We start from the raw sequence: 23,217 nt of genomic DNA, 5'->3' as shown, positions 1-23,217 counted from the left end.
CGTATCTGCTACAGCGCTTAACCAAGATCGACGCGCATGACAAGCGCAGTGCCGTCTCCTCCACTGTCGCTGTAATAGCCCTTGCGGCTGCCGACCTCCTTGAAGCCGAGCGACCTGTACAGCAGCAAGGCCGCTTCGTTGGCTGCATCCACCTCCAGAAAAAGGTGCTTGCAGCGCTCGCCGTAAAGACGGAACAGGGCGGCTTCCATCAACTTCTTGCCGACACCACGACCGCGCTGGCGCGGGTGGACGGCAATGGTGATGACCTCGGCCTCGTCGGCAGCGGTACGCACGATCAGGAAACCGAGCGGCGCGCGCGTGCCATAGGGGCTCGCCCGGCGCGCGACCAGAAACAAGGTTCCCTCGTGCGCCTTCATCCGCGCAAGCTCGCCCGTATTCCATTTGTGATCAAATGACAGCGCGTGGATATCGGCAATCTTCGGTAGATCTTCGTCCAGCGCCTCTTCTATCACCGGCGGCTGGGTCCAGAACCACCAAAAGCTCATTGCCGTTCTATCCTTCCCTTCGTTTGCGGCGTCGCATCGGGCGGCCGCAAATAGAGTGGCGAAGGGGATGACCTCGACGGATCGGCGGAGATCCCCAGTTCCGCAACATCCCGAATACCCGGGAAAGTGCTGCGGGACAATATCGCGCTTTCCGGAAGACCGAGCTCCCTCGCGATTTTTTCCGATGCCGATCCTGCCAATCTTACGTCCTTGGGCAGGTTCGCCGCAAGGTCGGCGATGGTTCGTACACCAGCTTCATCTTTGGCTATGCCGCTCGCGTGATAAAGCTGACAGTAAACTTCGTCGGCCTTCCCCGTCAGCGCCACCAGAACGGGTCCGCCTTCGTCCGCCGGCAAGCAGGCGCGGGCAATGGCCGCCAGCGTCGTCACACCGACAACGGGCTTGCCCAGCACCAGGCCGAACCCGCGTGCAACGGCCAGCCCGACACGCAGGCCGGTGAAGCTGCCGGGCCCAATGGTCACGGCAACGCGGTCGAGTTCGGAAAAGGTGGTGGACGATTCGGCCATGACCTCGCCGATCATGTCCATCAGCTTCTCGGCATGCCCCCGTCCGATCTCTTCCCCGCACGCCTCGAAACACGCGGTTTCGGCACCGTCGTCCAGAACGGCGGCGGCGCAATTGGCAAGGGCTGTATCGATGGCGAGGACGCGCATTCCGGATTGGCTCATGGTTTTCGTTTGTTCCATGCCACTACCCCGGCACGGCCCGGGAGTCGAGCGGGGCTTTGGACCTAAGTCCAAAGGGGGGCTTGCCTTCCACAAAGAATGGGAGTCGAAAATATGAAAGGCCCGGACGCATGCCGGGCCTTTGAAACTTTACAGGAATTGTCCGATCAGATCGGGCGAACTTCCTCGACTTCCGGCACGAAGTGCCGCAGCAGGTTCTGAATGCCATGCTGCAATGTTGCCGTGGAAGACGGGCACCCGGCACAGGCACCCCGCATGGAAAGGTACACGATCCCTTCCTTGAAGCCCTTGAAGGTGATGTCGCCACCGTCTTGCGCCACCGCCGGACGCACCCGGGTTTCCAGGAGTTCCTTGATGGTGCTGACAGTGTCCGCGTCACCGGCCTCGAAGAACTCGCCTTCTTCGATATTTTCCGCTTCGCTGGTTGCCATGACCGGCTGGCCGGACATGAACTGCTCCATGATCACGCCAAGGATGGCGGGCTTCATGTGCTGCCAGTCGGTTTCGTCCTTGGTCACGGTCACGAAGTCGTGGCCGAAAAAGACCGCCACCACGCCCGGCACGTCGAACAGTTTCTGCGCCAGAGGCGATACCGCTGCATCCGCCCTGGAGCGGAAGTCGTAGGTTCCCTCGGGCAGAACAACCCGTCCCGGCAGAAATTTGAGTGTCGCCGGATTCGGTGTGGCTTCGGTTTGAATGAACATCTTGTCTCGTCCTTGCGCTTCTGGTCGCGCCCGTGTTGCCGGATTCGTTTTGCGCCTCACCTCCATCGCAAAACGCCGATGAATGTTTCTAACGCATCTGGCAGCAGTTTGGAACCGTTAAAAACTAGATAGGTGCAGATCCTGCCCGGTCAAGCAATCTTCAGAAGACCCATGGAACCTTTGCCGGTCAGGCCAGTGCTGCGATGGAATCATCGTCCAGATTGCCCGGTACGATCGTTACCGGAATCGGGAAGGTTCCCGCGGATTTTCCGGCAATCGACGACACCAGAGGCCCCGGACCTTCCGAACCCGTGCTGGCGGCGAGGATCAGAATGGCGATATCGGCATCCGCCTCGATCAGTTCCATGATCTCCTCGGCCTTGGAGCCTTCCCTGACCACCGATTCCGGTTCCGTGCGAGCAACGGACCGCACCCGTTCGGCAGCTTTGGCAAGGGCCGCCTCGGCTTCTTCCTGGGCTTCGGCCCGCATGATGTCTTCAACCCCCAGCCAGTGCTGGAAGTCGCCCGGTGCGATGATGAAGACCAGCGTCACAACGCCGCCGGTCCGGGCCGCCCGCTTGGCGGCATAAACGATCGCCCGGTCAGATTCGGGCGTTTCATCGACCACGACCAGAAATTTCCGGCGGTGGCCTTCCTCGTTGCTTTTTCGAATAGCTACCATGGGGCGCATGCTGCCACCGGTCCGCGCGCTCCGCAAGCGGCGAAATCGCCGCGCACGAAGCGCTTGACCGGGGTCTGTTGGAACGACTGTTAGAGGATGAACTTCGACAGGTCGACGTTCTTGGCAAGGTCACCGATATTGTCACGGACGAATGCTCCCGTGATCTCCACCTCTTCACCGGGCCGGTCCGGCGCCGTGAAGGAAATCTCGTCGAGAATGCGCTCCATCACCGTCTGCAGGCGGCGGGCACCGATATTCTCAACCGAGGCATTGAGGTCGACCGCAATGGACGCGATCTCGTCAATGGCATCTTCGGTGAAGTTCAGCTTGACCTTTTCCGTTTCCATCAGCGCCACATACTGCTTGATGAGGCTGGCTTCCGGCTCGGTCAGGATCGCCCGGAAATCGTCCTTGTCGAGCGCGCGCAATTCCACACGGATCGGCAGACGGCCCTGCAATTCCGGCAGAAGATCCGAAGGCTTGGCGACGTGAAACGCACCCGAAGCGATGAACAAAATGTGGTCGGTCTTGACCGGTCCGTGCTTGGTGGAGACGACCGTGCCTTCGATCAGCGGCAGAAGGTCGCGCTGCACGCCTTCGCGTGAAACGTCAGCCCCGGCGCGGCCTTCGCGGGCACAGATCTTGTCGATCTCGTCCAGGAACACGATGCCGGAATTCTCGACCAGCGCAATCGCCTCTTCCACCACCTTGTCGTCATCGAGCAGCTTGTCCGACTCCTCGTTGATCAGCAGTTGGTAGCTGTCGCCTACGGTGGTGCGTTTGGTCTTTGTCTGTCCACCGAACGCCTTGCCCAGGAGGTCGGAGACATTCATCACCCCGACGCTGGCCCCCGGCATACCCGGCAGATCGAAGCTCGGCATCTGGGCCTGGGCCCGGACCTCGACCTCGATTTCCTTGTCGTCCATCTCGCCGTCGCGCAGCTTGGTGCGGAAGCTGTCCCGGGTCGCCGGGCTTGCGTTCTTTCCGACCAGTGCATCCAGCACGCGTTCCTCGGCCAGCATGTGCGCTTTCGCCTTCACCGCCTCACGCTTCTGGTCACGTACGAGCGTGATCCCGGCTTCCACCAGATCGCGAACGATCTGTTCCACATCGCGGCCGACGTAGCCGACCTCGGTGAACTTGGTGGCTTCCACCTTGGTGAAGGGTGCGTTGGCGAGCTTTGCCAGCCGACGGGAAATCTCGGTCTTGCCGACGCCGGTCGGGCCGATCATCAGGATGTTCTTCGGCAGAACCTCCTCGCGCATCTGGCCCTGAAGCTGCTGGCGGCGCCAGCGGTTGCGCAATGCGATGGCGACCGCGCGCTTGGCATCTTTCTGGCCGACGATGTAGCGGTCGAGTTCTGAAACGATCTCACGCGGAGAAAAATCGGACATTGTTTAAGACACGCCTTCTTTACTTACGAGTTCCATCAGCAGGCTGTCGCCGGTGCGTCCCAGAAGCGCTTTGATCTCTTGAAAGCCGGCTTTACGATAGGCTTTCACGGCTCTGAGATTGGCCGGATCCGGATCGATGATGATCCGCTCATGGCCTTGTTCACGCAGTTCGCGGACGAATGCCTGCAACGTTCTTGTTCCAAGTCCCCGGGACAGATCTTCCTCGACCGCAATCGACAGGTCGACACCGACGGCATCGGACGGCAGCAGATCCAGCCAGGGATAATCCGCCGCATGTGCGCCGCCCTGCTGATCGCCGACAAACCAGACCTGGATATAGCCCTTGTCGGCGCCGTTCGACTGAAAGATGAAAGGCCGGGTCGTGTCCCTGCCTTCGATCATGTCCCGGATGTGGCTCAGTTCCTCTTCCGGATCGCCCCACCAGTGCCGCCAGTGCGGCCGCGCCAGCCAATTCGCCAGCATCGGCAGATCTTCGGCGGTGACGGAGCGAAACGAAATCATTGGCCGCTACTCGGCCGTATCCAGCGATTCGACTGTGACGCTGGAGTTGGTGTAGACGCAGATTTCCGCGGCAACCGCCATCGCCTTGCGAGCAATGGTTTCCGCGTCATAATCGGTGTCGACCAGAGCGCGGCCAGCGGCCAGAGCGTAGTTGCCGCCCGAACCGATGCCCATGACACCGCCTTCAGGCTCCAGAACATCGCCGGTGCCGGTCAGCACCAGTGACACATTCTTGTCGGCCACCAGCATCATCGCCTCCAGACGGCGCAGATAACGGTCGGTCCGCCAGTCCTTGGCGAGTTCCACGCAGGCGCGCATCAACTGGCCCGGATACTGTTCCAGCTTCGCCTCGAGGCGCTCGAACAGCGTGAAGGCGTCGGCGGTGGCGCCGGCAAAACCGGCGATAACCTCGCCCTTGGCCAGCAGGCGTACCTTGCGGGCGGTGTGCTTGATGACGGTCTGGCCGAGGGAGACCTGGCCGTCACCGGCGATGACCACCTTGCCACCCTTGCGCACCATCATGATCGTCGTACCGTGCCACTGGGCCGGTTCGCGCGTTTCGCTCATTCAATCCTCTTGGCAATCGTTCATGGTCTTCTGTCTGCCGCCCTATGTAGGCGGCAAAGCGGGCTTTTCCAAGCAGTCAATGACATCCGGCCTCTCGGGGACGGATTTAAGGGCAGCTTGAGAACGGCCCACGCAGGCTTTTGCGCCTCGCATTTCGCCGGGAAATCGCACCGTCAGTGCGACATCTCGATCCGGGTTGCCCGCAAGAGCCCGTCCACCAGCTTGTCGAGCTGACCGGCTGCCCGGTCGTCGGTGAGGTCGTCCTTGCCATCGAAGGCATTGGCGGCATTGGCAACGGCCACCATCTGCGGCAGCACCATCGCCCCAAGGCCGACTTCCAGTATGGTGCGCATGGCGATCAGGCCTCGCATGCCGCCAAACGCACCGGGCGAGGCCGCACCGAGCGCAAACACCGTGCTCCTGTAAGGATCCCCCGGTTCCTTTACGCGGCTGATCCAGTCGAGCGTGTTTTTCAAAAGGGGTGTGATGCCAGCATTGTATTCCGGGCAGGATAGAAAGACGCCATCCTGCGCCAGAAACAAGCGTTTGAGTTTCTTGGCATTTTCCGGGACGCCTCCCGTGTCTTCCAGATCGCCGTCATAGAGCGGCAACGGATAATCCTTCAGCGACAGATGCGTCACGTCCGCATCCAGGATCGCAAGTTTCTTGGCAGCCAGGGCCGCAAGTTTGCCGTTGAAGGAACCGCCCCGGACAGAGCCCGAGCAAACGAGGATCTTAGGATTGCGCATCAGAACCTACCCAACTCTTGTCCGGCCTGCGCATGACGCAGCGCGGAAACCACCTGACGGGCAAGTGTAGGGCGCTTTTCCGAAAATGGGAGTGGTTCTTGCCCGCTGTCCCCTGCCGTCTCAGGCGCTCAGTGCGCCTTGCGGTAGACCCAGACACGCGCGGGAGGCAGGTTCTTCCAGACCCACTCCGAGCTCAAGACCGAGACCGACCGGCTGTCCGGCTTGACCGGAGCAACAAGCCCGTAGGAAAACTGGATGAAGGGTGCACCCGGCTTGAGAAGCTCGAGGGCTTCCATCAGAAGGGCCTTGCGGGCCGCTTCAGGCCGCGTCAGCAACGGCAGGGACGAGACAATGCCATCCAGCGAATGTTGCTGCCCTTCCGACGATGAATAGGTATTTCCGGCGAGGCCAAGGGTTTTGCCAAGCGTATAGGCATCGCCCTGCACAACCTTCAGACCGGGGTATCTGCGGGTCAGAAGGTCGCAAAACTCCGGACAATATTCGATGAGACTGAGCTGCTGGGACGAGAACCCGCGCTCCAGGATTGCCTTGGTGACGACGCCGGTTCCCGGGCCGAGTTCAACAACCCTTGAATGCGGCCGCGGGGTCAGAAAGGACGCCATCTTGGCGGCTAGTTCCGGTCCTGAAGGGGCGACAGCCCCGGTTCGAAGCGGATTCTGAGCCCAGGAGCGTATGAATTTAACCTCATCAAGCACCTTGGCCCGAACGTTACCGGCTTTTTCAAGCTTTTCGCGAAAGGCCTCCCGACGGGAGCTATTGCGTTTCAGCATCTTTCCTCACTCATCCCCACACACAGGGAATATAGGAGTGATTGCAATGAGATGCTATGGCCCAGCGCACAGATTGCACGTCTAAACCGCCCATTTTCGACCGCTTATGCACCGAGATTATCGATAAAATCTTTCACCTTGGAGAAAAAGCCCGCGGATTCGGGATGGTTCTCGCCGGAAGATTCCTTTTCGAATTCCGCCAGAAGTTCGCGTTGGCGGCGGGTCAGATTGGTCGGCGTTTCGACCGTCACCTGGATATACATGTCGCCGTGCTGGCTGGAGCGCATGATCGGCATGCCCTTGCCGCGCAAACGGAACTGCTTCCCGGTCTGGGTGCCTTCAGGCACCTTGACCCGGCTGGTGGCCCCTTCGACCGTCGGCACATCGAACTGACCGCCCAAAGTCGCCGTCGACATGGAAATCGGCACGCGGCAATAAAGGTCGGCGCCGTCGCGCTGGAAGAGTTCGTGCGGCCTGATCGAGAGGAAAATATAGAGATCGCCCGCGGGTCCGCCGCGCACGCCAGCTTCACCTTCACCTGCAAGCCGGATACGGGTTCCGTCCTCGATGCCGGCTGGAATGTTGACCGACAGCGTGCGTTCCTGGGTCTTGCGACCGGAACCGCCACAGCTTTCGCACGGATCGGTAATCACCTGGCCGCGGCCCTGACAGCTCGGACAGGTGCGTTCCAGCGTGAAGAAGCCCTGTGCGGCACGCACTCGGCCAGCGCCACCACAGGTGCGGCAGGTGGTCGGGCTGGTTCCGGGTTTTGCGCCCGAACCGGAGCAGTCGTCACAGGTGACGCTGGTCGGAACCTCGATCTCCACCGTCTTTCCGCTGAAGGCATCCTCCAGCGTGATATCCAGATTGTAGCGCAGGTCCGCGCCGCGCTCGCGTCCGCCAGACCGGCGGCCACCGCCACCGCCCATGCCGAAGAATTCCTCGAAGATATCGGACATGGTGGACGAGAAGTCATGGGCGCCTGCGCCGCCACCGCCGCCAAACCCACCGTTTTCGAAGGCCGCATGGCCAAAACGGTCGTAGGCCGCGCGCTTCTGCCCGTCCTTCAGCGTGTCATAGGCTTCGTTGACTTCCTTGAACTTGGCTTCGGCGGCCTCGTCGCCCGGATTGCGGTCCGGGTGAAACTGCATGGCCATCTTGCGGTAGGCGCTTTTCAGCGCTTTTTCATCCGCATCGCGCGAAACACCCAGCACCTCATAGAAATCACGTTTCGACATCAAGATCTTCCGGTCTTGTTGTTGCGCCGCAGGCGGCCTGGCAAAGGCCGGCGCCAATTACGGCGAAGGCGCCGCGCACAAGTGCCTGTATTATCAGACAGTCGAGCACCCGGCGCCGGGATTGGACCAGCCAGCCGGAGGGCCGGCTGGCTGGCGTTTTTCAGTTATGCGGATTTTTTGTCGTCGTCGTCTTTGACTTCTTCGAAATCCGCATCGACGACATCGTCTTCAGCCTTGGCTTTCGGATCGGCTTCTTCGCCGTCCTCGGTCTGGGCGTCAGCCTGAGCGGCCTGATACATGGCTTCGCCAAGTTTCATGGACGCTTCTGCCAGAGACTGGGTCTTGGCCTTGATGTCTTCCAGGTCTTCACCTTCAAGAGCAGACTTCAGGGAGGCGAGAGCAGTTTCGATCGCGGACTTGTCGTCCTCGGAAACCTTGTCGCCATAGTCCTTCAGGGACTTTTCGGTGGAATGAACAAGGGACTCACCCTGGTTCTTGGCTTCCACCAGTTCCTTCCGCTTCTGGTCCTCATCGGCATGCGATTCAGCGTCCTTGATCATCTGATCGATGTCGCTGTCGCTGAGGCCGCCGGAGGCCTGGATGCGGATCTGCTGTTCCTTGCCGGTGCCCTTGTCCTTGGCGGACACGTTGACGATACCGTTGGCGTCGATGTCGAAGGTGACTTCGATCTGCGGAACGCCACGCGGTGCCGGCGGCAGGCCGACCAGGTCGAACTGACCGAGGATCTTGTTGTCCGCAGCCATTTCACGCTCACCCTGGAAGACGCGGATGGTCACGGCCGTCTGATTGTCTTCAGCGGTCGAGAACACCTGACCCTTCTTGGTCGGGATCGTCGTGTTGCGGTCGATCAGACGGGTGAAGACACCGCCAAGCGTTTCGATGCCGAGCGACAGCGGGGTCACGTCGAGCAGCAGAACGTCCTTGACGTCGCCCTGCAGAACACCGGCCTGGATCGCTGCGCCCATGGCAACGACTTCGTCCGGGTTCACACCCTTGTGCGGTTCCTTGCCGAAGAACGTGTTCACTGTTTCCTGGATCTTCGGCATGCGCGTCATACCGCCGACCAGAACCACTTCGTCGATTTCACCGGCTGCAACACCGGCATCTTTCAGAGCGGCTTTCATCGGTTCGATGGTGCGCTTGACCAGATCGTCAACCAGCGACTCGAACTTGGCGCGGGTGAGTTTCAGCGTCAGGTGCTTCGGACCGGATGCATCCGCCGTGATGAACGGCAGGTTGATTTCGGTCTGGGACGAGGACGACAGTTCGATCTTCGCCTTTTCCGCAGCTTCCTTCAGACGCTGCAGGGCCAGCTTGTCGTTCTTCAGGTCGATGCCCTGGTCCTTCTTGAACTCGGACGCAAGGTAATCGACGAGGACCATGTCGAAGTCTTCACCGCCGAGGAACGTGTCGCCGTTGGTGGACTTCACTTCGAAGACGCCGTCGCCGATTTCCAGGATGGAAACGTCGAACGTGCCGCCGCCAAGGTCGTAGACCGCGATGGTTTTGCCGTCGTTCTTGTCGAGACCATAGGCAAGCGCTGCTGCCGTCGGCTCGTTGATGATGCGCAGAACTTCCAGACCCGCGATCTTGCCGGCATCCTTGGTTGCCTGGCGCTGCGCGTCGTTGAAGTAAGCCGGGACGGTGATAACCGCCTGGGTCACTTTTTCGCCGAGATAGCTCTCAGCGGTTTCTTTCATCTTCTGAAGGATGAAAGCTGACACCTGGGACGGGGAGTATTTTTCGCCGTTGGCTTCTACCCATGCATCGCCGTTGTCCGCTTCGACGATCTCGAACGGAACAAGCTTCTTGTCCTTGCCGACCGTCGGGTCGGCATACCGGCGACCGATCAGTCGCTTGACTGCGAACAGGGTGTTGGTCGGGTTCGTGACCGCCTGGCGTTTTGCCGGCTGGCCGACGAGACGCTCGCCATCTTCGGAGAAGGCCACCATCGACGGGGTGGTGCGGGCGCCTTCTGCGTTTTCAATTACCTTGGAATCTTTACCGTCCATGACGGCGACGCACGAGTTCGTCGTGCCGAGGTCGATACCAATGACCTTTGCCATATCTGCCTCTCTTTCTAGCAAACCGGATAGACCCATGTAGGCGTCATTCCGGCTCCTCTCAGTTGGGTACCGGGTTTCCCCGGACATCGCACCAGAACGCTAGGTTCATGTTTTGGCGCGAAGCTTGACCGCTATATAGGTGGATGAAACTTTGCCTGCAAGACATCTGTCCAATGACATTTCGCAGACTTTGCGTTCTTGGCCGATATTTCTTCCCAGATCGTTACCGCCATTGTCAGCTTTGCGAATTCCACATGCAATTGCGGGATTGGCGTCAGGTTTTGCTGAAACGGGTGCGACAAAGCGGTTAAACTGAGCTCGTCACAGCAGAGACTCTGGTGGAAAGGAGACCTGATTTGCGCGACCCCCGCCTTTGGAGCCGGCTTGAAGCCTGTCACCCGGATGACGTGGAAGCGGATTTCCCGTTTACCGCACGCCTTGCCCGCGACAACGGCTGGAGCAAGAGCTTTGCCGGCCGGGTCGTTGTCGAATATCTGCGTTTTGCCTATCTCAGCCGGCTTGGCGAGGGCATCGTGACACCGAGCGACGAAGTGGACCAGGCCTGGCATCTGCACCTGACCTACACCAAACATTACTGGGGGCTCTTCAGGGAAGCGCTAGGGGGCCCGCTGCACCATATGCCGACGAAGGGTGGCCCGGACCAGGAAGTCCGGTTCCGGCAGGCCTATGCCAAAACGCTCCAGCTTTACCGCACAGAATTTGGCGAGCCGCCGCGGGATATCTGGCCGCCGGAAGACATTCGTTTCGGCAAGGCTCCGGGCTTTGTCCGGATCAATGCGCAGGATGTCTGGATCATCCGCAAGCCGCAGTGGCCGAACCGGGTCGCGCATTTGGCCAGACGGTTAGTCGATGCGCCTGCCGCTGTGCATTGCGCGTTGCTGGCCGCCATGTCGCTTCTTCTGGGGACGAGACTCGCCTTCGCCCATGGCGAACCGCAAGGCGACAAGTTCCTGGAAAGACTGGGCAACAGGGTGTGGCATTGGGCGACCATGCACACAACCGAGTTCGTGATGACCCTGTTCATAATCGCCTTGGCAGTGGCGATCTTATCCATGAAGTCGTCCGGCGGCAACTCCTCCGGATGCAGCACTGGCTGCAGCGGCGGTGGTAGTGGGGGCAGCGGCTGCGGTTCCGGCTGCAGCGGTTGCGGCGGTGGAGACTGACCGAAGGCCCGAGCATCGACCATGCAGGACATTCCCATCAACGGCCTGAACGGACTTTCCTATCTGCCGAGCTATTTCGATCGTGCGGGCCAGGATCAACTCCTGGACCAAATCCGCGCGATCGTGGCTGAAGCGCCGCTGTTCCAGCCGGTGATGCCGAAAACCGGGAAGCCCTTTTCGGTGCGGATGAGCAACTGCGGGCGGCTTGGCTGGGTGTCGGATATCCGCGGCTACCGCTACCAGCCGCAGCACCCGGAAACCGGCCTGCCCTGGCCGCCCATTCCCGATGCCTTGACGCGCCTTTGGGCGGAGGTTGCCGCCGCAGCGCCGCCCCCCGAAGCCTGCCTGATCAACTACTATGATCAGGGCGCGCGTATGGGCCTGCATCAGGACCGCGACGAACAGATGTTCGACGCCCCGGTCGTCTCGGTTTCCCTGGGAGATACGGCAACCTTCCGCGTCGGCGGCCTGTCCCGCAAGGATCCGACCAAGTCCTTCCGCCTGCAGTCCGGCGATGTGGTCGTGCTTGGCGGCGAGGCCCGTCTTGCTTTTCACGGCATCGACCGGGTGCTGGCGGGAACATCCACCCTTCTGAAGAACGGCGGGCGGATCAACCTGACGCTGAGACGGGTCAATCCGGCCTGATCTCTCAGGCTTCCAGGTAGGTCGCCTCGAAGCTGACCGGAAAATTCACTGACCGGGCGATGAAACAGACCTTGTGGATCTCCTGGTGGATCGCATCGGCCGTTGCCAGGTCCGTGCCTCTGGGCACCGTAATGACCGGCTTCAGCACAGCCCTCAAAAACCTGCCTGCACCGGAAGGTTCCGTCTCCCCCGTCGCCTCTGGTGCATCCTCGTAGGCCATGACTGCAATGCCCGCGTCACTTGCCAGATGCAGGTACCAGAGCATGTGACAGCTTGCCAGGGCGGACAGGAGCAGGTCCTCCGGGTTATGGAGCGCCGGATTTCCGCCAAGCAATGGGTCGTTTGAGCAGAAGACCGGCGGTTTTCCGGGCGTGCGTATCTCCCAGGTCCGGTCGTAGGACCTGTAACTTTTCGTCCCCTCGCCCCGATTGCCGGTCCAGCGAATGAGAGACGTATAGCCGTGTTCTTTGCTCATGCATCCTCCAAAATGTATACATTTATACATTTTGGATTTACAGTCCACTGTCAAGGCTCTATTCAAAAACGAGGGAGGCGCCATGTCCGCAGAAAAAATCGCAGCGACACTCGAAGCCGACATCGTTTCCGGAGTTTTACGGCCGGGCGAGGACCTGAAACAGGGGGAGATCGCCGCCCGCTTTTCGGTGAGCCGCATTCCCGTGCGCGATGCCCTACAGCTCATGGCCGCACGAGGCCTGATCGACCTTGAGCGCAACCGCCGGGCCCGTGTGATCGATCTTTCCCCGTCAGAAATCGACGAGGTCTATCATCTGCGCGGCCTTCTGGAGACCGATTGCCTGCGCCAGGCGATCAGACAATTGGAGGCGGACGATCTTGTGAAGATCGAGGCGGCCCTTGCCCATTCCAATATCGACGCGGCGACCGATCGATGGGCCGACGGCGACTGGGCCTTTCACAAGAGCCTGTATGCACCGGCAAAACGGCCGAGAGAACTGTCGATGGTCGAAGACCTTCGGCGAACCTGCCGCATTCACATTGCCGGTTACGGCGTGTTGCCGACACTGACCGACAAATGGCTGAAGGACCATGAAAACCTGGTTGCAGCCATGAGGTCTCGCGCGGAAGATCGGGCGGTGGACATTCTCGCCCGCCATCTCGCAGATGCGCGCGAGACGTTGCTGGCGGCAATGCCCGGCTAAACAGCCAAGGCATCCGCGAACCTTAGAAAAGCATGTAGGTCGCCACGACCGCACAGGCGGCAATGACCCAAAGGGCGGCCCGCCCGGAGCGGGTGTGACGCGCCTCCGCCCGGCCAATGGCCTCGGCGGTCTCGTCGTCGAACCTGAGCCCGCCCTGCGTCATCTTTTCCAGCTCTTCCGACATGCGGCCGATCCTGTCGGCAAAGAGCGGCATGTCGTTGGCGATACGCGCGAGCGCCGACAGCGCATCGCCTGCGTCACGAATCTTGCCGACCGGCCCCAGATTATCCTTGATCCAGGTACCGACAACGGGCTCCGCCGTCCGCCACATATCGAGGTTGGGATTGAGTGACCGCGCCACGCCTTCGACCACGACCATGGTCTTCTGCAGCATGATAAGCTGGGTCTGGGTCCGCATTTCGAAAAGCTCGGTGACCTCGAACAACTGGGTCAGCAGGCGGGCCATGGAGATTTCGCTGGCATCATGACCGTGGATCGGCTCGCCAATGGCACGGATCGCCTGGGCGAACATATCGACGTCCTGATGCGACGGCACGTAGCCCGCCTCGAAGTGAACTTCCGCCACCCGCCGGTAATTGCGGGTGATGAAGCCGAACAGGATTTCGGCCAGAAACCGCCGCTCACGCTTGTTGAGACGGCCGGTGATGCCGAAATCGACAGCAACCAGAGTGCCATCCGGCTCGACGAAGAGATTGCCCTGATGCATGTCGGCGTGAAAAAAGCCGTCGCGCAGCGTGTGACGCAGGAAGCTCTGGATCACGGCGGCGCCCAGCGCCTCCAGGTCATGTCCGTCTTCCTTCAGACCGTCGACGTCCGACATCTTGCGGCCGTCGATCCATTCCATGGTCAGGACGCCCTTGGCGGTGCGCAGCCATTCGACCGCCGGAACGCGGAATCCGGGATCTTCTGCGGTGTTCTCAGCCATTTCCGACAGGGCAGCAGCCTCGAGGCGAAAGTCCATTTCCATCGCAACCGACTGCGCCAGCGTGTCCACCACCGCTACCGGCCGCAAACGCCGTGACGGCGGATGGAACCGTTCGGCCAGGCGCGCAACCAGATAATAGCTTTCAAGGTCTCGCTGAAAACGGCGGGAAACACCTGGTCGCAGCACCTTGACCGCAACTTTCTGCTCCATACCGTCCTTGTCGAGGATCACGGCCGGATGCACCTGCGCAATCGAGGCTGCGGCAACCGCCTCACCGAAGGAGACGAAGACCTCGTCGAGTGGCTTGCCGAGTTGCTCCACCACCGCGGCGCAGGCCTCGTCGTGATCGAAGGCCGGCAGCCGATCCTGAAGGGCCGAAAGTTCGCGAGCAGCCTCCTTGCCGACAACGTCGGCCCGGGTCGCCAGAAACTGGCCAAGCTTTACATAGGAGGGGCCGAGCTTGTTGAGTGCATCGGACAGGCGCAGGTCAGCCCGCTTGTTTCGAACCGAGGGGCGCTCCAGTAGCCGCGCCATGGCAATGGCGAACCGGGGACCGGCCGGTAGATCCGGAAGCGAAACGAGGCCGAAAACGCCTTCGCGCGCCATCACGAAACCCGCCCGCATCAGGCGGAGAAAAGGCATCACGGGAAGGGCCATATATCAGAGTTTCCAGCCGTAATGCAGGGCGGCGATGCCGCCGGAATAGTTGCGGTAGCCGACGCGCTCGAACCCGGCTTCGCGGATCATGTCGGCAAAGCGCTTCTGGTTCGGGAAATTGCGGATCGATTCCACCAGATACTTGTAGGGATCGCCGTCGCCCGTCACCCAGCGCCCCATGGCCGGGATCGCCTTGAAGGAGAAGGTGTCATAGACCTTGTCGAGCATCGGCACGTCGACTTCGGAAAATTCCAGGCACAGGAAGCGGCCGCCGCGCTTCAGAACCCTGCGCGCTTCCCGCAGCGCCTTGGGAATGTCCGGCACGTTCCGGATGCCGAAGGCGATGGTATAGGCATCGAAGCTCTTGTCGGGAAACGGCAGCTCCTCGGCGTTGCCCTGGCTGAAGGTGATGAGATCGGAAAGCCCGGCCTTTTCAGCCCGGTCCCGGCCGACGCCGAGCATGCTTTCATTGATATCGCACACCACCGCACGGGCGGTTTCGTTGGACCGGCGCACCACACGGGTGGCGATATCGCCGGTGCCGCCGGCCACGTCCAGCAGGCGCCAGTTGGAGCTCTCCGTCTTGGGTGGAGCCAGGAAGGAGACCATGGCATCCTTCCAGACCCGGTGAAGCCCACCGGACATCAGGTCGTTCATGAGGTCGTAGCGCTCGGCGACCTTATGGAAAACATCATCTACAAGCGCCTGCTTGTGACCTTCGGCAACCCTTGTGAAGCCGAAACTCGTCGGCATTTCTTCCGGAGCGCGGTTCGGCCTGGCCGACTGCCCGTTTGGCTGTTGCGTCATGAAAGCGCCTCCAAGACCGCTCCGCGCCGCGGCACTGCTGCCGGCCGGCTGCGGGGCCGGTCACTTCTTACCCGTTGGACAAGCCACCTGTTGAAAGTGCTGGCGGATTGCCGTTTCGAAACTATCTTCAAAGTGCGCCGGACCATAGTACAAGCCATTGGCAAGCGCTATCGTTGCCGGCCACCAAAAACCATATGCCGCAGGCCTATAGCCTGCCATGACAGCGGACACCAGACCTCTCATGCCCGAACTTCCGGAAGTCGAAACCGTCAAGCGCGGCCTTGCCCCCACTTTCGAAGGGGCTCTGATTACAAAGGTCGACCAGAACCGGCCGGACCTTCGCTTCCCGTTTCCGGCGGAATTCGCCGACCGGCTGACCGGTCGCAGGCTGACGGTGCTGTCCCGGCGGTCCAAATATCTACTTGGCGACGTCGACAGCGGCGATGTGCTGGTGATGCACCTTGGCATGTCTGGATCGTTCCGGATCGAAAACGATCTCGCCGCTGCAACGCCAGGCAGCTTTGCCCATGCCCGCAGCAAGGACCCGAAACACGATCATGTGATCTTCCACCTGGAAACACCAGATGGTGCGCGGGCCCGGATTGTCTACAACGACCCGCGCCGGTTCGGCTTCATGGACCTCATTTCCCGTCCCGCGCTTGCAGATCACCCCTTTTTCCGCGACCTCGGCCTGGAACCTCTCGGTAACGATCTGGGCGGCGAAACGCTTGCGCGGCTGTTCAACGGGCGCAAGACGCCGCTGAAGGCAGCGCTTCTCAATCAGAAACTGATTGCAGGCCTCGGCAACATCTATGTGTGCGAAGCGCTATGGCGCACCGGGCTGAGCCCGGAACGGGCCGCCGGAACGCTGGTGACCAAAACCGGCAGGCCGACAAAAAAGGCTGTGGAACTTGCCGCCAATATCCGCGCCACGCTGGAGGATGCCATCAAGGCCGGCGGATCTTCGCTGCGCGATCATACGAAGGCGGACGGCAGCCTCGGCTATTTTCAGCATTCCTTTGCGGTCTATGACCGCGAGGGGCAAGCCTGCCGGACGCCTGGCTGCACGGGCACCGTGGCGCGCCTTGTGCAGTCGAACAGGTCGACCTTTCATTGCCCGGCCTGCCAGCGCTGACCTGTCCTAACGGTCAAGCTTGCCAGACCCGCCCGACCTCAGGTACGCATTGCCGATGAACTACACGTCCAGGAAACCGCAGGCATCCGGAGGTGAGCTCAAGCGAGCCCCATCCATCCGGCCCGCCACGGGTTCCAGCACCGGGAGCTGGCAACATGGGATATGAGAACATCCGCGTCGAAAAACGGGGAAAAGTCGGTCTGATCACACTGGACCGGCCAAAAGCCTTGAACGCACTCAATGCGGCACTGGTTAACGAACTGGGGACCGCGCTTGACGGGTTCGATGCGGACGAGCGGATCGGCTGTATTGTCATCACAGGCTCGGAAAAGGCCTTTGCCGCCGGTGCCGACATCAAGGAAATGCAGCCGCACAATTTTTCCTCCGCGTACCAGACGGATCTGATTACGCCTTTCGACCGGGTCTCACGCAACCGCAAGCCGATCATTGCCGCCGTGGCGGGGTACGCGCTTGGCGGAGGCTGCGAGCTGGCCATGCTGTGCGACTTTATCATTGCCGCGGACACGGCCAAGTTTGGCCAGCCGGAAATCACCCTTGGCGTCATTCCCGGCGCCGGTGGAACCCAGCGCCTGACGCGGTTCGTCGGAAAGTCCAAAGCCATGGAAATGGTGCTGACCGGACGCATGATGGACGCCGAAGAAGCCGAGCGCAGCGGTCTCGTCAGCCGCATCGTTCCAGCGGACGACCTGCTTGAGGAAGCGCTGAAGGCGGCCGAAAAGATCTCCGATTTCTCGCTTCCCGTTGTCATGATGGCCAAGGAAAGTGTCGACCGTGCCTATGAAACGACGCTTTCGGAAGGCGTGCGTTTCGAACGGCGTGTTTTCCAGGCCCTGTTTGCGCTGGAAGACCAGAACGAAGGCATGAGCGCCTTCAGCGAGAAACGGGCACCGCAGTTCCGGAACAAATAAACTACGGCGTCGAACGATAAAGCCGTTGACTGCATCCGAAAGCGAGATTATAAGCTGCGCCCAATCGGTGGCGGTTTTCCGCCGCCGTTGTTTTTTGATCGGGTCTTGCAGCTCTTGCTCCCTCGTCCCGATCGCCACCGGACACTAGTCCCAATTACCGATCAGGATAGAGCCCATGGCCAACACACCATCGGCCAAGAAGGCGGCCCGTAAGATTGCCCGCCGGACGGCCACGAACAAAGCCCGTCGCAGCCGCGTGCGCACCTACCTGCGCAAGGTTGAGGAAGCGATTGCTTCCGGCGACCAGGCCGCTGCAAGCGAGGCCTTCAAGGCCGCACAGCCGGAAATCATGCGCGCTGCCAGCAAAGGCACGATGCATGCCAATACGGCGTCCCGGAAGGTTTCCCGCCTCAATGCCCGTATCAAGGCACTCAGCGCGTAACCGCACCGTCATATGAGCGTTAAAAAGACCCGGCCTAAGTGCCGGGTTTTTTTTAGCCGCGTAATTTTGTGGATGGTCAAATTCAGCAACCTGAGCGCGCAATATTGCAATTTCTACCGAGCGCAATAGTGTCATAAAAAGTCGTTATTTATCAGACTCTTACGGACATGTACCATTGGGAAAAGGCAATCAATCCGGATTCGATACGAGTCAAGCTGTCAGTTGCGAAATTTTTTTTGAAACTGTTGTTTTTGGACTGTGACAGGGCGCTTCAGCGGGAAAAGTCATTGCGGGAAAACACGTTTGCTCTTTCGCCAACAGAGACCAAAAAAACGATTGCACAGGGAAACAAAAGGCACTTTCCGCCATTAGCAAAAACACGCTGTTGCCCCTTCGCTCGCGGTCTGTATATTAACGATACGGCTGGCGGGTAAGACCAGCGACCTACTTAAAAACGGTGCTTGGAAAACAATGTATAAGTTAAGCCGGACCATCGCTGAGCACAGTATATCAAAATCATGGAATGAATACGTTAGCGTATTCGACCACCCAGGCACTTAGCCTGCGGAAGTCTATTTCCTTCTCAAGAAAACCTTGAAGAATACTTTTAATCAATAGCACTACGCTATTGAAGGGGGCTGTTTTGCAATTTGACGGTGGATATGCAGGAAACGTAACTGCGCAGGAGGCCTTTGACGGCCTTGCCGAGCAGCAGGACGCAATCCTTGTCGACGTGCGGACTCAGGCGGAATGGTCCTTTGTCGGACTGCCGGATCTGCGCCCGATCGGCAAGGAGCCGATCCTGGCGGAATGGCAGAGCTTTCCGTCTGCAGGCCCCAATCCGAGCTTCGTGGAATCGGTTTCTGGTCTTTTGGTCGAAAAAGGGCTTGACCGGAACGCGCCAATCTATTTCTTGTGCCGCTCCGGAGCACGGAGCCAGGCCGCAGCAATCGCGCTGACGCAGGCCGGCTACTCCAAGTGCTTCAATATCTCCGATGGTTTCGAGGGCCCGCTCGGTCCGGACGGCCATCGTGGGACCCAGTCCGGGTGGAAAGCGGCCGGATTGCCCTGGATTCAAAGTTAGATACCCTGCCCATCGACAGGGTCAGGTGAAGGGAACAATCCCTTCGCCAAATAAACAACCGTCCCAAAAGGGACATTATAATGCTGCAAAAGTAGCAAGGCGTCGAAGAGTGGCTGTGGCGGACTGCTCTTCACATATACAGGAGGCAGATAATATGCAGGTTCAGGAGGCAGGTGGCTCCGAACAGTGGAAACGGGTGAAGAAGCAGCTTCGCGCAGAATTGGGCGATGATGTTTTCACCAGCTGGTTTGCACGCGTAGACCTTGAGGAACATCAGGACGGCACCGTCCGTCTGTCTGTTCCGACCCGGTTTTTGAAACAATGGATTCAGAACAATTATAATGACCAGCTGATGGGCCTCTGGCAGCGTGAATGCGACAACGTTCACCGCATCGAACTGACGGTGCGTGGCGCAATCCGCCCGCGTCAGACCCCGATTGCCAAACCGAGCCTTGCAGCGCCCCAGGGCAGCAAGCCGGCTACAGCCGAAAGCCGCTCCGACGCTCTTGCCGATGCGACCCAGGTGACGCGGGCCCAGGCGGCAACGGCTGCCCTCGGCCGCGGCGAAAGCAGCTCCGATACCACTCGTGACGTGCTCCAGGGTGCAGCACTCGATCCGAAATACACGTTTGAGACCTTTGTCGAAGGCGAGTCCAACAATCTGGCTCTGGCTGCGGCCCGTCAGGTTGCCGCCGGCGGCGCGGTCACTTTCAACCCGCTTTACCTGCATGCCTCCGTTGGCCTGGGTAAAACCCACCTGATGCAGGCTGTTGCCGCAAAGGCGCGGGCATCCGGCCGCAAGGTGCTTTACCTCACGGCCGAGCACTTCATGTACAAGTTCGTGACCGCCCTGAAGTCCCAGTCTGCCCTGGCCTTCAAGGAAAACCTGCGCACGATCGACCTTCTCCTGATCGACGACATGCAGTTCCTGCACGGCAAACAGGTGCAGCAGGAATTCTGCCACACCCTCAACGCCCTCATCGACGGTGCCCGTCAGGTGATCGTGGCTGCGGATCGCGCGCCGTCCGAACTGGACACGCTCGACGACCGTGTCCGCTCACGCCTGTCCGGCGGCCTGGTGGTTGGCATTCAGGAACCGGATTTCGCCTTGCGCCGGAACATCCTGGCCACACGTGTCGACACGGCCCGCAGGACCTACCCGCAGTTCGACGTTCCGGACAGTGTGCTGGACTATGTCGCGCGCCATGTCGCCTCTTCTGGCCGCGACCTTGAGGGTGCACTCAACCGGCTGATCGCGCACAACCAGCTGACCAACCAGCCGATCACGCAGGAAATGGCAGAAATGACCTTGCGCGATCTGGTTCGCTCCAGTGAGCCGCGCCGGGTCAAGATCGAAGACATCCAGCGGGTGGTCTCCAAGCACTATAATGTCACCAAGGCTGATCTGCTGTCTGCACGGCGTACCCGGACCATTGTCCGCCCGCGTCAGATTGCCATGTATCTTGCCAAGGTCATGACGCCGCGCTCGCTGCCGGAAATCGGCCGCCGCTTCGGCAATCGAGACCACACCACAGTTTTGCACGCTGTGCGCAAGATTGAGGAAATGGCGCGCGCCGACTACGCCCTGGCGCAGGAGCTGGAGTTGCTCAAGCGCATGCTCGACGCCTGAGGCGGAGCGCTTCGGAAACAGGTCTATCGTGGGTGCCCGGCGATTTCAATCGGGCATCCACCGGCCTCTTCCCGGCCCGCGGCGAAGCAAGATTAAAATACACGATTTTCTACCAAAATTGGGGGCGTTCTGGCTGAACGCCCTCTTGCTTTTGCAGCCGGTTAAGGGCAGTGTCGTCCACCCCGCTCCTCACCGGAGCCAAGAATATTCAATCAGCCCGGCAGCTCAGCCAGGCGTTTCATGAGTACGGAACGAGAGTATGAAAGCGACCCTCGAGCGGACCGACCTCCTCAAGTCCTTGACCCATGTTCACCGCGTCGTCGAACGCCGGAATACCATTCCGATCCTGTCGAACGTTCTTCTGCGCGCCGATGGCGGCGCGCTCAATCTGAAGGCAACGGATCTCGACCTGGAAATCGTCGAGAGCGTGCCGGCCATGATCGAACTGCCGGGTGCGACCACCGTTCCGGCCCATATGTTCTACGACATCGTGCGCAAGCTGCCGGAAGGCTCGCAGGTGGTTCTTGAAACCACCAGCGACAACGCCACACTCGAAATTCGCGCAGGCCGCTCGAAGTTCACCCTGCAGATGCTGCCGGAAACAGACTTCCCGGATCTGACCGCAGGCGATTTCAGCCACGGCTTCGCATTGACCGGCGCCGATATCCGCAAGCTGATCGACGCGACCCAGTTCGCGATTTCGACCGAAGAGACCCGCTATTACCTGAACGGCATCTACCTGCACACGGTGGATGCGGGATCCGGCTTACAGTTCCGCGCGGTCGCGACCGACGGTCACCGTCTGGCGCAGGCCGAAGTGCCCGCACCGTCCGGTTCGGCAGGCATGCCCGGCATCATCGTGCCGCGCAAGACAGTTGGCGAAATCCAGAAGTTGCTCGAGACGCCGGAAGCCAATGTCCAGATCGAGCTTTCCGACACCAAGATCCGCCTCACGACCGGCTCCGTTATCCTGACGTCGAAGCTGATTGACGGCACCTTCCCGGACTACGGCCGCGTGATCCCGCAGAACAACGACAAGGAAATGCGCGTCGACCGCGACGAGTTCAAGGAAGCCGTCGACCGCGTGTCGACGATCTCCTCCGAGCGCGGCCGCGCCGTGAAGCTGTCCTTGACCGAAGGCCGCCTGGTGCTGACGGTGAACAACCCGGATTCCGGTAGCGCGACCGAAGAAGTGGCCGTCGAATATGATGCCGAGCCTTTGGAAATCGGCTTCAACTCCCGCTACCTGCTCGATATTGCCAACCAGCTGTCGAGTGATACGGCTCTGTTCCGTCTGGCGGACAGCGGCTCTCCGACCCTCATTCAGGACAACACGGTTGACGACTGCCTGTTCGTTCTCATGCCGATGCGCGTCTGAGTTCAGCGGCACGCCCAAACTGTAGCGGAAGTGGGGTCATGACAGAATACCGGACAGCGCAGCTGACCCGTCTGTCATTGACCGGCTTCCGCAACTACAGCGCCCTGACGCTGCCGATGACGGCCAAGATGGTCGCCTTTGTCGGGCCCAACGGCGCCGGCAAGACCAATATCCTGGAAGCCATATCGTTTCTGACCGCCGGCCGCGGCCTGCGCCGGACAGCGCTTGCCGACATTGCCCTGAAAGGTGGCGATGGCAGCTGGAGCGTTGCCGCAACGGTGCAACTGGACGGGTTTGAAACCAGGATTGGAACCGGTCTCGTGGCCGGGACGTCCGGGCGCAAGGTGCGTATCGACGGCGAGGAGGTTCGCGGCTCGGAAAGTCTGCTCGACTATATGCGGGTGCTCTGGCTGGTGCCGTCGATGGACGGGCTGTTCACCGGCCCCGGCTCCGACCGGCGCCGCTTTCTCGACCGCCTGACACTGGCGATCGACCCGACCCACGGACGCCGGGTGAGCGACTTTGAAAACGCTCTCCGGCAACGCAACCGGCTTCTCGACCAGGGCGGCTCCGATGCCTATTTGAGCGCGCTGGAACAGCAGGTGGCGGAACTCGGGACCGCCGTCTCCATTGCCAGAACGGAAACCGTTGACCTGCTCAGCCGCATGATTGCCGGACAGGCCGCACAGGATCTGCCGTTTCCCCATGCCACCGTCAGCCTGGAAGGCGCCTTCGAGGCGGAGACCGCGGGTCTGAGCGCCTCCGACCGGGAAGACCGCTACCGCCAGATGCTGCAGGACGGCCGCGGGCGTGACCGCGCGGCCGGGCGCACGCTCAACGGTCCGCACTTGAGCGACCTCACCGTTCTGCACGCGGCCAAGGCCATGCCGGCGTCGCAATCCTCCACCGGCGAACAGAAGGCCCTGCTGATCGGGCTCATCCTGGCCCATGCCGAACTGACGGCAAAGGTGTCGGGAATGACGCCCCTTCTGCTGCTCGATGAAGTGGCGGCGCATCTTGATCCCGACCGGCGGTCGGCCCTGTTTTCGAAGCTGGATTCCCTTGGCGGACAGGTTTTCATGACCGGCACGGACGAGGCCCTCTTCGAAGCTTTGCCAGCGGAAGCGGAAGTGTTTGAGATCAGGGAGCACCAGGGACGCCTGCTCGAGCGGAGCAAGGCCCCTTAAATCCGCCGGAATCTTATGGTTTTCCACCAGAATTCCTTCGCTGGCTGGCCTATGGCCGGCACGTGGTT

General features: G+C 60.6%; 24 protein-coding genes. 10 read left to right on the top strand and 14 right to left on the bottom strand.

The annotated features are described in order from the left end of the window. Positions 1–17 precede the first annotated feature (17 nt). The 11 genes from rimI to dnaK all read right to left on the bottom strand — a co-directional run bounded on the left by rimI (position 18) and on the right by dnaK (position 9,947). Positions 18–506, bottom strand: a complete 489-nt coding sequence (rimI, locus tag FMN63_RS01245) for a ribosomal protein S18-alanine N-acetyltransferase (RefSeq protein WP_148582130.1) — start codon at positions 504–506, stop codon at positions 18–20. Continuing rightward, positions 503–1,213 (bottom strand): tRNA (adenosine(37)-N6)-threonylcarbamoyltransferase complex dimerization subunit type 1 TsaB, encoded by a 711-nt coding sequence (tsaB, locus tag FMN63_RS01240; protein ID WP_502706261.1) that lies wholly within the window; start codon positions 1,211–1,213, stop codon positions 503–505. The genes rimI and tsaB overlap by 4 nt, the downstream gene beginning before the upstream one ends. A 146-nt stretch (positions 1,214–1,359) precedes the next feature. Continuing rightward, positions 1,360–1,917, bottom strand: coding sequence for a NifU family protein (locus FMN63_RS01235; protein WP_148582129.1), 558 nt, complete (start codon positions 1,915–1,917; stop codon positions 1,360–1,362). A gap of 187 nt (positions 1,918–2,104) precedes the next feature. Continuing rightward, positions 2,105–2,599 (bottom strand): universal stress protein, encoded by a 495-nt coding sequence (locus tag FMN63_RS01230; protein ID WP_148582128.1) that lies wholly within the window; start codon positions 2,597–2,599, stop codon positions 2,105–2,107. Between the two features lie 89 nt (positions 2,600–2,688). After that, a complete protein-coding gene (hslU, locus tag FMN63_RS01225; protein WP_148582127.1) occupies positions 2,689–3,993 on the bottom strand; it encodes an ATP-dependent protease ATPase subunit HslU in 1,305 nt (434 codons plus the stop codon). Between the two features lie 3 nt (positions 3,994–3,996). Further along, positions 3,997–4,515 (bottom strand): GNAT family N-acetyltransferase, encoded by a 519-nt coding sequence (locus FMN63_RS01220; RefSeq protein ID WP_148582126.1) that lies wholly within the window; start codon positions 4,513–4,515, stop codon positions 3,997–3,999. A 6-nt stretch (positions 4,516–4,521) separates the two neighbouring features. Further along, positions 4,522–5,082 (bottom strand): ATP-dependent protease subunit HslV, encoded by a 561-nt coding sequence (gene hslV, locus FMN63_RS01215; RefSeq protein ID WP_148582125.1) that lies wholly within the window; start codon positions 5,080–5,082, stop codon positions 4,522–4,524. A 173-nt stretch (positions 5,083–5,255) separates the two neighbouring features. Next, positions 5,256–5,831, bottom strand: coding sequence for an NADPH-dependent FMN reductase (locus tag FMN63_RS01210; protein ID WP_148582124.1), 576 nt, complete (start codon positions 5,829–5,831; stop codon positions 5,256–5,258). A gap of 128 nt (positions 5,832–5,959) precedes the next feature. Further along, positions 5,960–6,622, bottom strand: a complete 663-nt coding sequence (locus tag FMN63_RS01205) for a class I SAM-dependent methyltransferase (protein WP_148582123.1) — start codon at positions 6,620–6,622, stop codon at positions 5,960–5,962. A gap of 104 nt (positions 6,623–6,726) precedes the next feature. Beyond that, positions 6,727–7,860: a molecular chaperone DnaJ gene (gene dnaJ, locus FMN63_RS01200; protein ID WP_148582122.1), complete on the bottom strand. Its 1,134-nt coding sequence runs from the start codon at positions 7,858–7,860 to the stop codon at positions 6,727–6,729. Between the two features lie 164 nt (positions 7,861–8,024). After that, on the bottom strand, positions 8,025–9,947 hold the full coding sequence (dnaK, locus tag FMN63_RS01195; protein WP_148582121.1) for a molecular chaperone DnaK: 1,923 nt from the start codon (positions 9,945–9,947) through the stop codon (positions 8,025–8,027). A 356-nt stretch (positions 9,948–10,303) separates the two neighbouring features. Between dnaK and FMN63_RS01190 the strand changes: the two genes are divergently transcribed. After that, a complete protein-coding gene (locus FMN63_RS01190) occupies positions 10,304–11,131 on the top strand; it encodes a glycine-rich domain-containing protein (protein ID WP_148582120.1) in 828 nt (275 codons plus the stop codon). A gap of 21 nt (positions 11,132–11,152) precedes the next feature. Continuing rightward, the gene (locus FMN63_RS01185; RefSeq protein WP_148582119.1) at positions 11,153–11,776 is read left to right on the top strand and encodes an alpha-ketoglutarate-dependent dioxygenase AlkB family protein; all 624 of its coding nucleotides are present in this window, start codon (positions 11,153–11,155) and stop codon (positions 11,774–11,776) included. A 4-nt stretch (positions 11,777–11,780) separates the two neighbouring features. Here the strand turns inward: FMN63_RS01185 and FMN63_RS01180 are convergent, their stop codons facing one another. After that, positions 11,781–12,251, bottom strand: a complete 471-nt coding sequence (locus tag FMN63_RS01180; protein ID WP_148582118.1) for an OsmC family protein — start codon at positions 12,249–12,251, stop codon at positions 11,781–11,783. Between the two features lie 82 nt (positions 12,252–12,333). Here FMN63_RS01180 and FMN63_RS01175 point away from each other — a divergent pair, with 82 nt between their 5' ends. Further along, positions 12,334–12,954, top strand: coding sequence for a GntR family transcriptional regulator (locus FMN63_RS01175; RefSeq protein WP_148582117.1), 621 nt, complete (start codon positions 12,334–12,336; stop codon positions 12,952–12,954). Between the two features lie 22 nt (positions 12,955–12,976). Here FMN63_RS01175 and ubiB read toward each other — a convergent pair whose 3' ends face one another. Next, the gene (gene ubiB, locus FMN63_RS01170) at positions 12,977–14,557 is read right to left on the bottom strand and encodes a 2-polyprenylphenol 6-hydroxylase (protein ID WP_148582116.1); all 1,581 of its coding nucleotides are present in this window, start codon (positions 14,555–14,557) and stop codon (positions 12,977–12,979) included. Positions 14,558–14,560: 3 nt separating this feature from the next. Continuing rightward, a complete protein-coding gene (ubiE, locus tag FMN63_RS01165) occupies positions 14,561–15,310 on the bottom strand; it encodes a bifunctional demethylmenaquinone methyltransferase/2-methoxy-6-polyprenyl-1,4-benzoquinol methylase UbiE (protein WP_209000898.1) in 750 nt (249 codons plus the stop codon). Positions 15,311–15,605: 295 nt separating this feature from the next. On the opposite strand from ubiE, the gene mutM reads away from it, so the two are divergent. The 7 genes from mutM to recF all read left to right on the top strand — a co-directional run bounded on the left by mutM (position 15,606) and on the right by recF (position 23,149). Continuing rightward, positions 15,606–16,499 (top strand): bifunctional DNA-formamidopyrimidine glycosylase/DNA-(apurinic or apyrimidinic site) lyase, encoded by an 894-nt coding sequence (gene mutM, locus FMN63_RS01160; protein ID WP_148582114.1) that lies wholly within the window; start codon positions 15,606–15,608, stop codon positions 16,497–16,499. Between the two features lie 155 nt (positions 16,500–16,654). Beyond that, positions 16,655–17,428, top strand: coding sequence for an enoyl-CoA hydratase (locus FMN63_RS01155; protein ID WP_148582113.1), 774 nt, complete (start codon positions 16,655–16,657; stop codon positions 17,426–17,428). Positions 17,429–17,603: 175 nt separating this feature from the next. Beyond that, on the top strand, positions 17,604–17,870 hold the full coding sequence (gene rpsT / locus FMN63_RS01150) for a 30S ribosomal protein S20 (RefSeq protein ID WP_148582112.1): 267 nt from the start codon (positions 17,604–17,606) through the stop codon (positions 17,868–17,870). 643 nt (positions 17,871–18,513) lie between these two features. Next, a complete protein-coding gene (locus FMN63_RS01145) occupies positions 18,514–18,954 on the top strand; it encodes a rhodanese-like domain-containing protein (protein WP_148582111.1) in 441 nt (146 codons plus the stop codon). A gap of 154 nt (positions 18,955–19,108) precedes the next feature. Then, positions 19,109–20,584 carry a chromosomal replication initiator protein DnaA gene (dnaA, locus tag FMN63_RS01140; RefSeq protein WP_148582110.1) on the top strand — a complete coding sequence of 492 codons (1,476 nt, stop codon included), beginning with the start codon at positions 19,109–19,111 and terminating at the stop codon, positions 20,582–20,584. A gap of 259 nt (positions 20,585–20,843) precedes the next feature. Beyond that, positions 20,844–21,962 (top strand): DNA polymerase III subunit beta, encoded by a 1,119-nt coding sequence (dnaN, locus tag FMN63_RS01135; RefSeq protein WP_148582109.1) that lies wholly within the window; start codon positions 20,844–20,846, stop codon positions 21,960–21,962. A gap of 38 nt (positions 21,963–22,000) precedes the next feature. Continuing rightward, positions 22,001–23,149 (top strand): DNA replication/repair protein RecF, encoded by a 1,149-nt coding sequence (gene recF, locus FMN63_RS01130; RefSeq protein WP_148582108.1) that lies wholly within the window; start codon positions 22,001–22,003, stop codon positions 23,147–23,149. Positions 23,150–23,217 lie beyond the last annotated feature (68 nt).

Source organism: Stappia sp. BW2, assembly GCF_008107695.1.
GTDB lineage: Bacteria > Pseudomonadota > Alphaproteobacteria > Rhizobiales > Stappiaceae > Roseibium.
Note: the sequence above shows the minus strand (reverse complement) of the source record. Positions and strands in the feature narration are given on the sequence as shown.

Coding starts and splice junctions, on each gene's coding strand:
- mutM (WP_148582114.1), top strand. CDS start 15,606: ATGCCCGAACTTCCGGAAGTCGAAACCGTCAAGCGCGGCCTTGCCCCC.
- ubiB (WP_148582116.1), bottom strand. CDS start 14,557: ATGGCCCTTCCCGTGATGCCTTTTCTCCGCCTGATGCGGGCGGGTTTC.
- hslV (WP_148582125.1), bottom strand. CDS start 5,082: ATGAGCGAAACGCGCGAACCGGCCCAGTGGCACGGTACGACGATCATG.
- rpsT (WP_148582112.1), top strand. CDS start 17,604: ATGGCCAACACACCATCGGCCAAGAAGGCGGCCCGTAAGATTGCCCGC.
- FMN63_RS01210 (WP_148582124.1), bottom strand. CDS start 5,831: ATGCGCAATCCTAAGATCCTCGTTTGCTCGGGCTCTGTCCGGGGCGGT.
- FMN63_RS01220 (WP_148582126.1), bottom strand. CDS start 4,515: ATGATTTCGTTTCGCTCCGTCACCGCCGAAGATCTGCCGATGCTGGCG.
- FMN63_RS01185 (WP_148582119.1), top strand. CDS start 11,153: ATGCAGGACATTCCCATCAACGGCCTGAACGGACTTTCCTATCTGCCG.
- dnaJ (WP_148582122.1), bottom strand. CDS start 7,860: ATGTCGAAACGTGATTTCTATGAGGTGCTGGGTGTTTCGCGCGATGCG.
- FMN63_RS01205 (WP_148582123.1), bottom strand. CDS start 6,622: ATGCTGAAACGCAATAGCTCCCGTCGGGAGGCCTTTCGCGAAAAGCTT.
- hslU (WP_148582127.1), bottom strand. CDS start 3,993: ATGTCCGATTTTTCTCCGCGTGAGATCGTTTCAGAACTCGACCGCTAC.
- dnaN (WP_148582109.1), top strand. CDS start 20,844: ATGAAAGCGACCCTCGAGCGGACCGACCTCCTCAAGTCCTTGACCCAT.
- ubiE (WP_209000898.1), bottom strand. CDS start 15,310: ATGCCGACGAGTTTCGGCTTCACAAGGGTTGCCGAAGGTCACAAGCAG.
- FMN63_RS01175 (WP_148582117.1), top strand. CDS start 12,334: ATGTCCGCAGAAAAAATCGCAGCGACACTCGAAGCCGACATCGTTTCC.
- FMN63_RS01180 (WP_148582118.1), bottom strand. CDS start 12,251: ATGAGCAAAGAACACGGCTATACGTCTCTCATTCGCTGGACCGGCAAT.
- FMN63_RS01235 (WP_148582129.1), bottom strand. CDS start 1,917: ATGTTCATTCAAACCGAAGCCACACCGAATCCGGCGACACTCAAATTT.
- FMN63_RS01155 (WP_148582113.1), top strand. CDS start 16,655: ATGGGATATGAGAACATCCGCGTCGAAAAACGGGGAAAAGTCGGTCTG.
- rimI (WP_148582130.1), bottom strand. CDS start 506: ATGAGCTTTTGGTGGTTCTGGACCCAGCCGCCGGTGATAGAAGAGGCG.
- FMN63_RS01230 (WP_148582128.1), bottom strand. CDS start 2,599: ATGGTAGCTATTCGAAAAAGCAACGAGGAAGGCCACCGCCGGAAATTT.
- recF (WP_148582108.1), top strand. CDS start 22,001: ATGACAGAATACCGGACAGCGCAGCTGACCCGTCTGTCATTGACCGGC.
- tsaB (WP_502706261.1), bottom strand. CDS start 1,213: ATGGAACAAACGAAAACCATGAGCCAATCCGGAATGCGCGTCCTCGCC.
- dnaA (WP_148582110.1), top strand. CDS start 19,109: ATGCAGGTTCAGGAGGCAGGTGGCTCCGAACAGTGGAAACGGGTGAAG.
- dnaK (WP_148582121.1), bottom strand. CDS start 9,947: ATGGCAAAGGTCATTGGTATCGACCTCGGCACGACGAACTCGTGCGTC.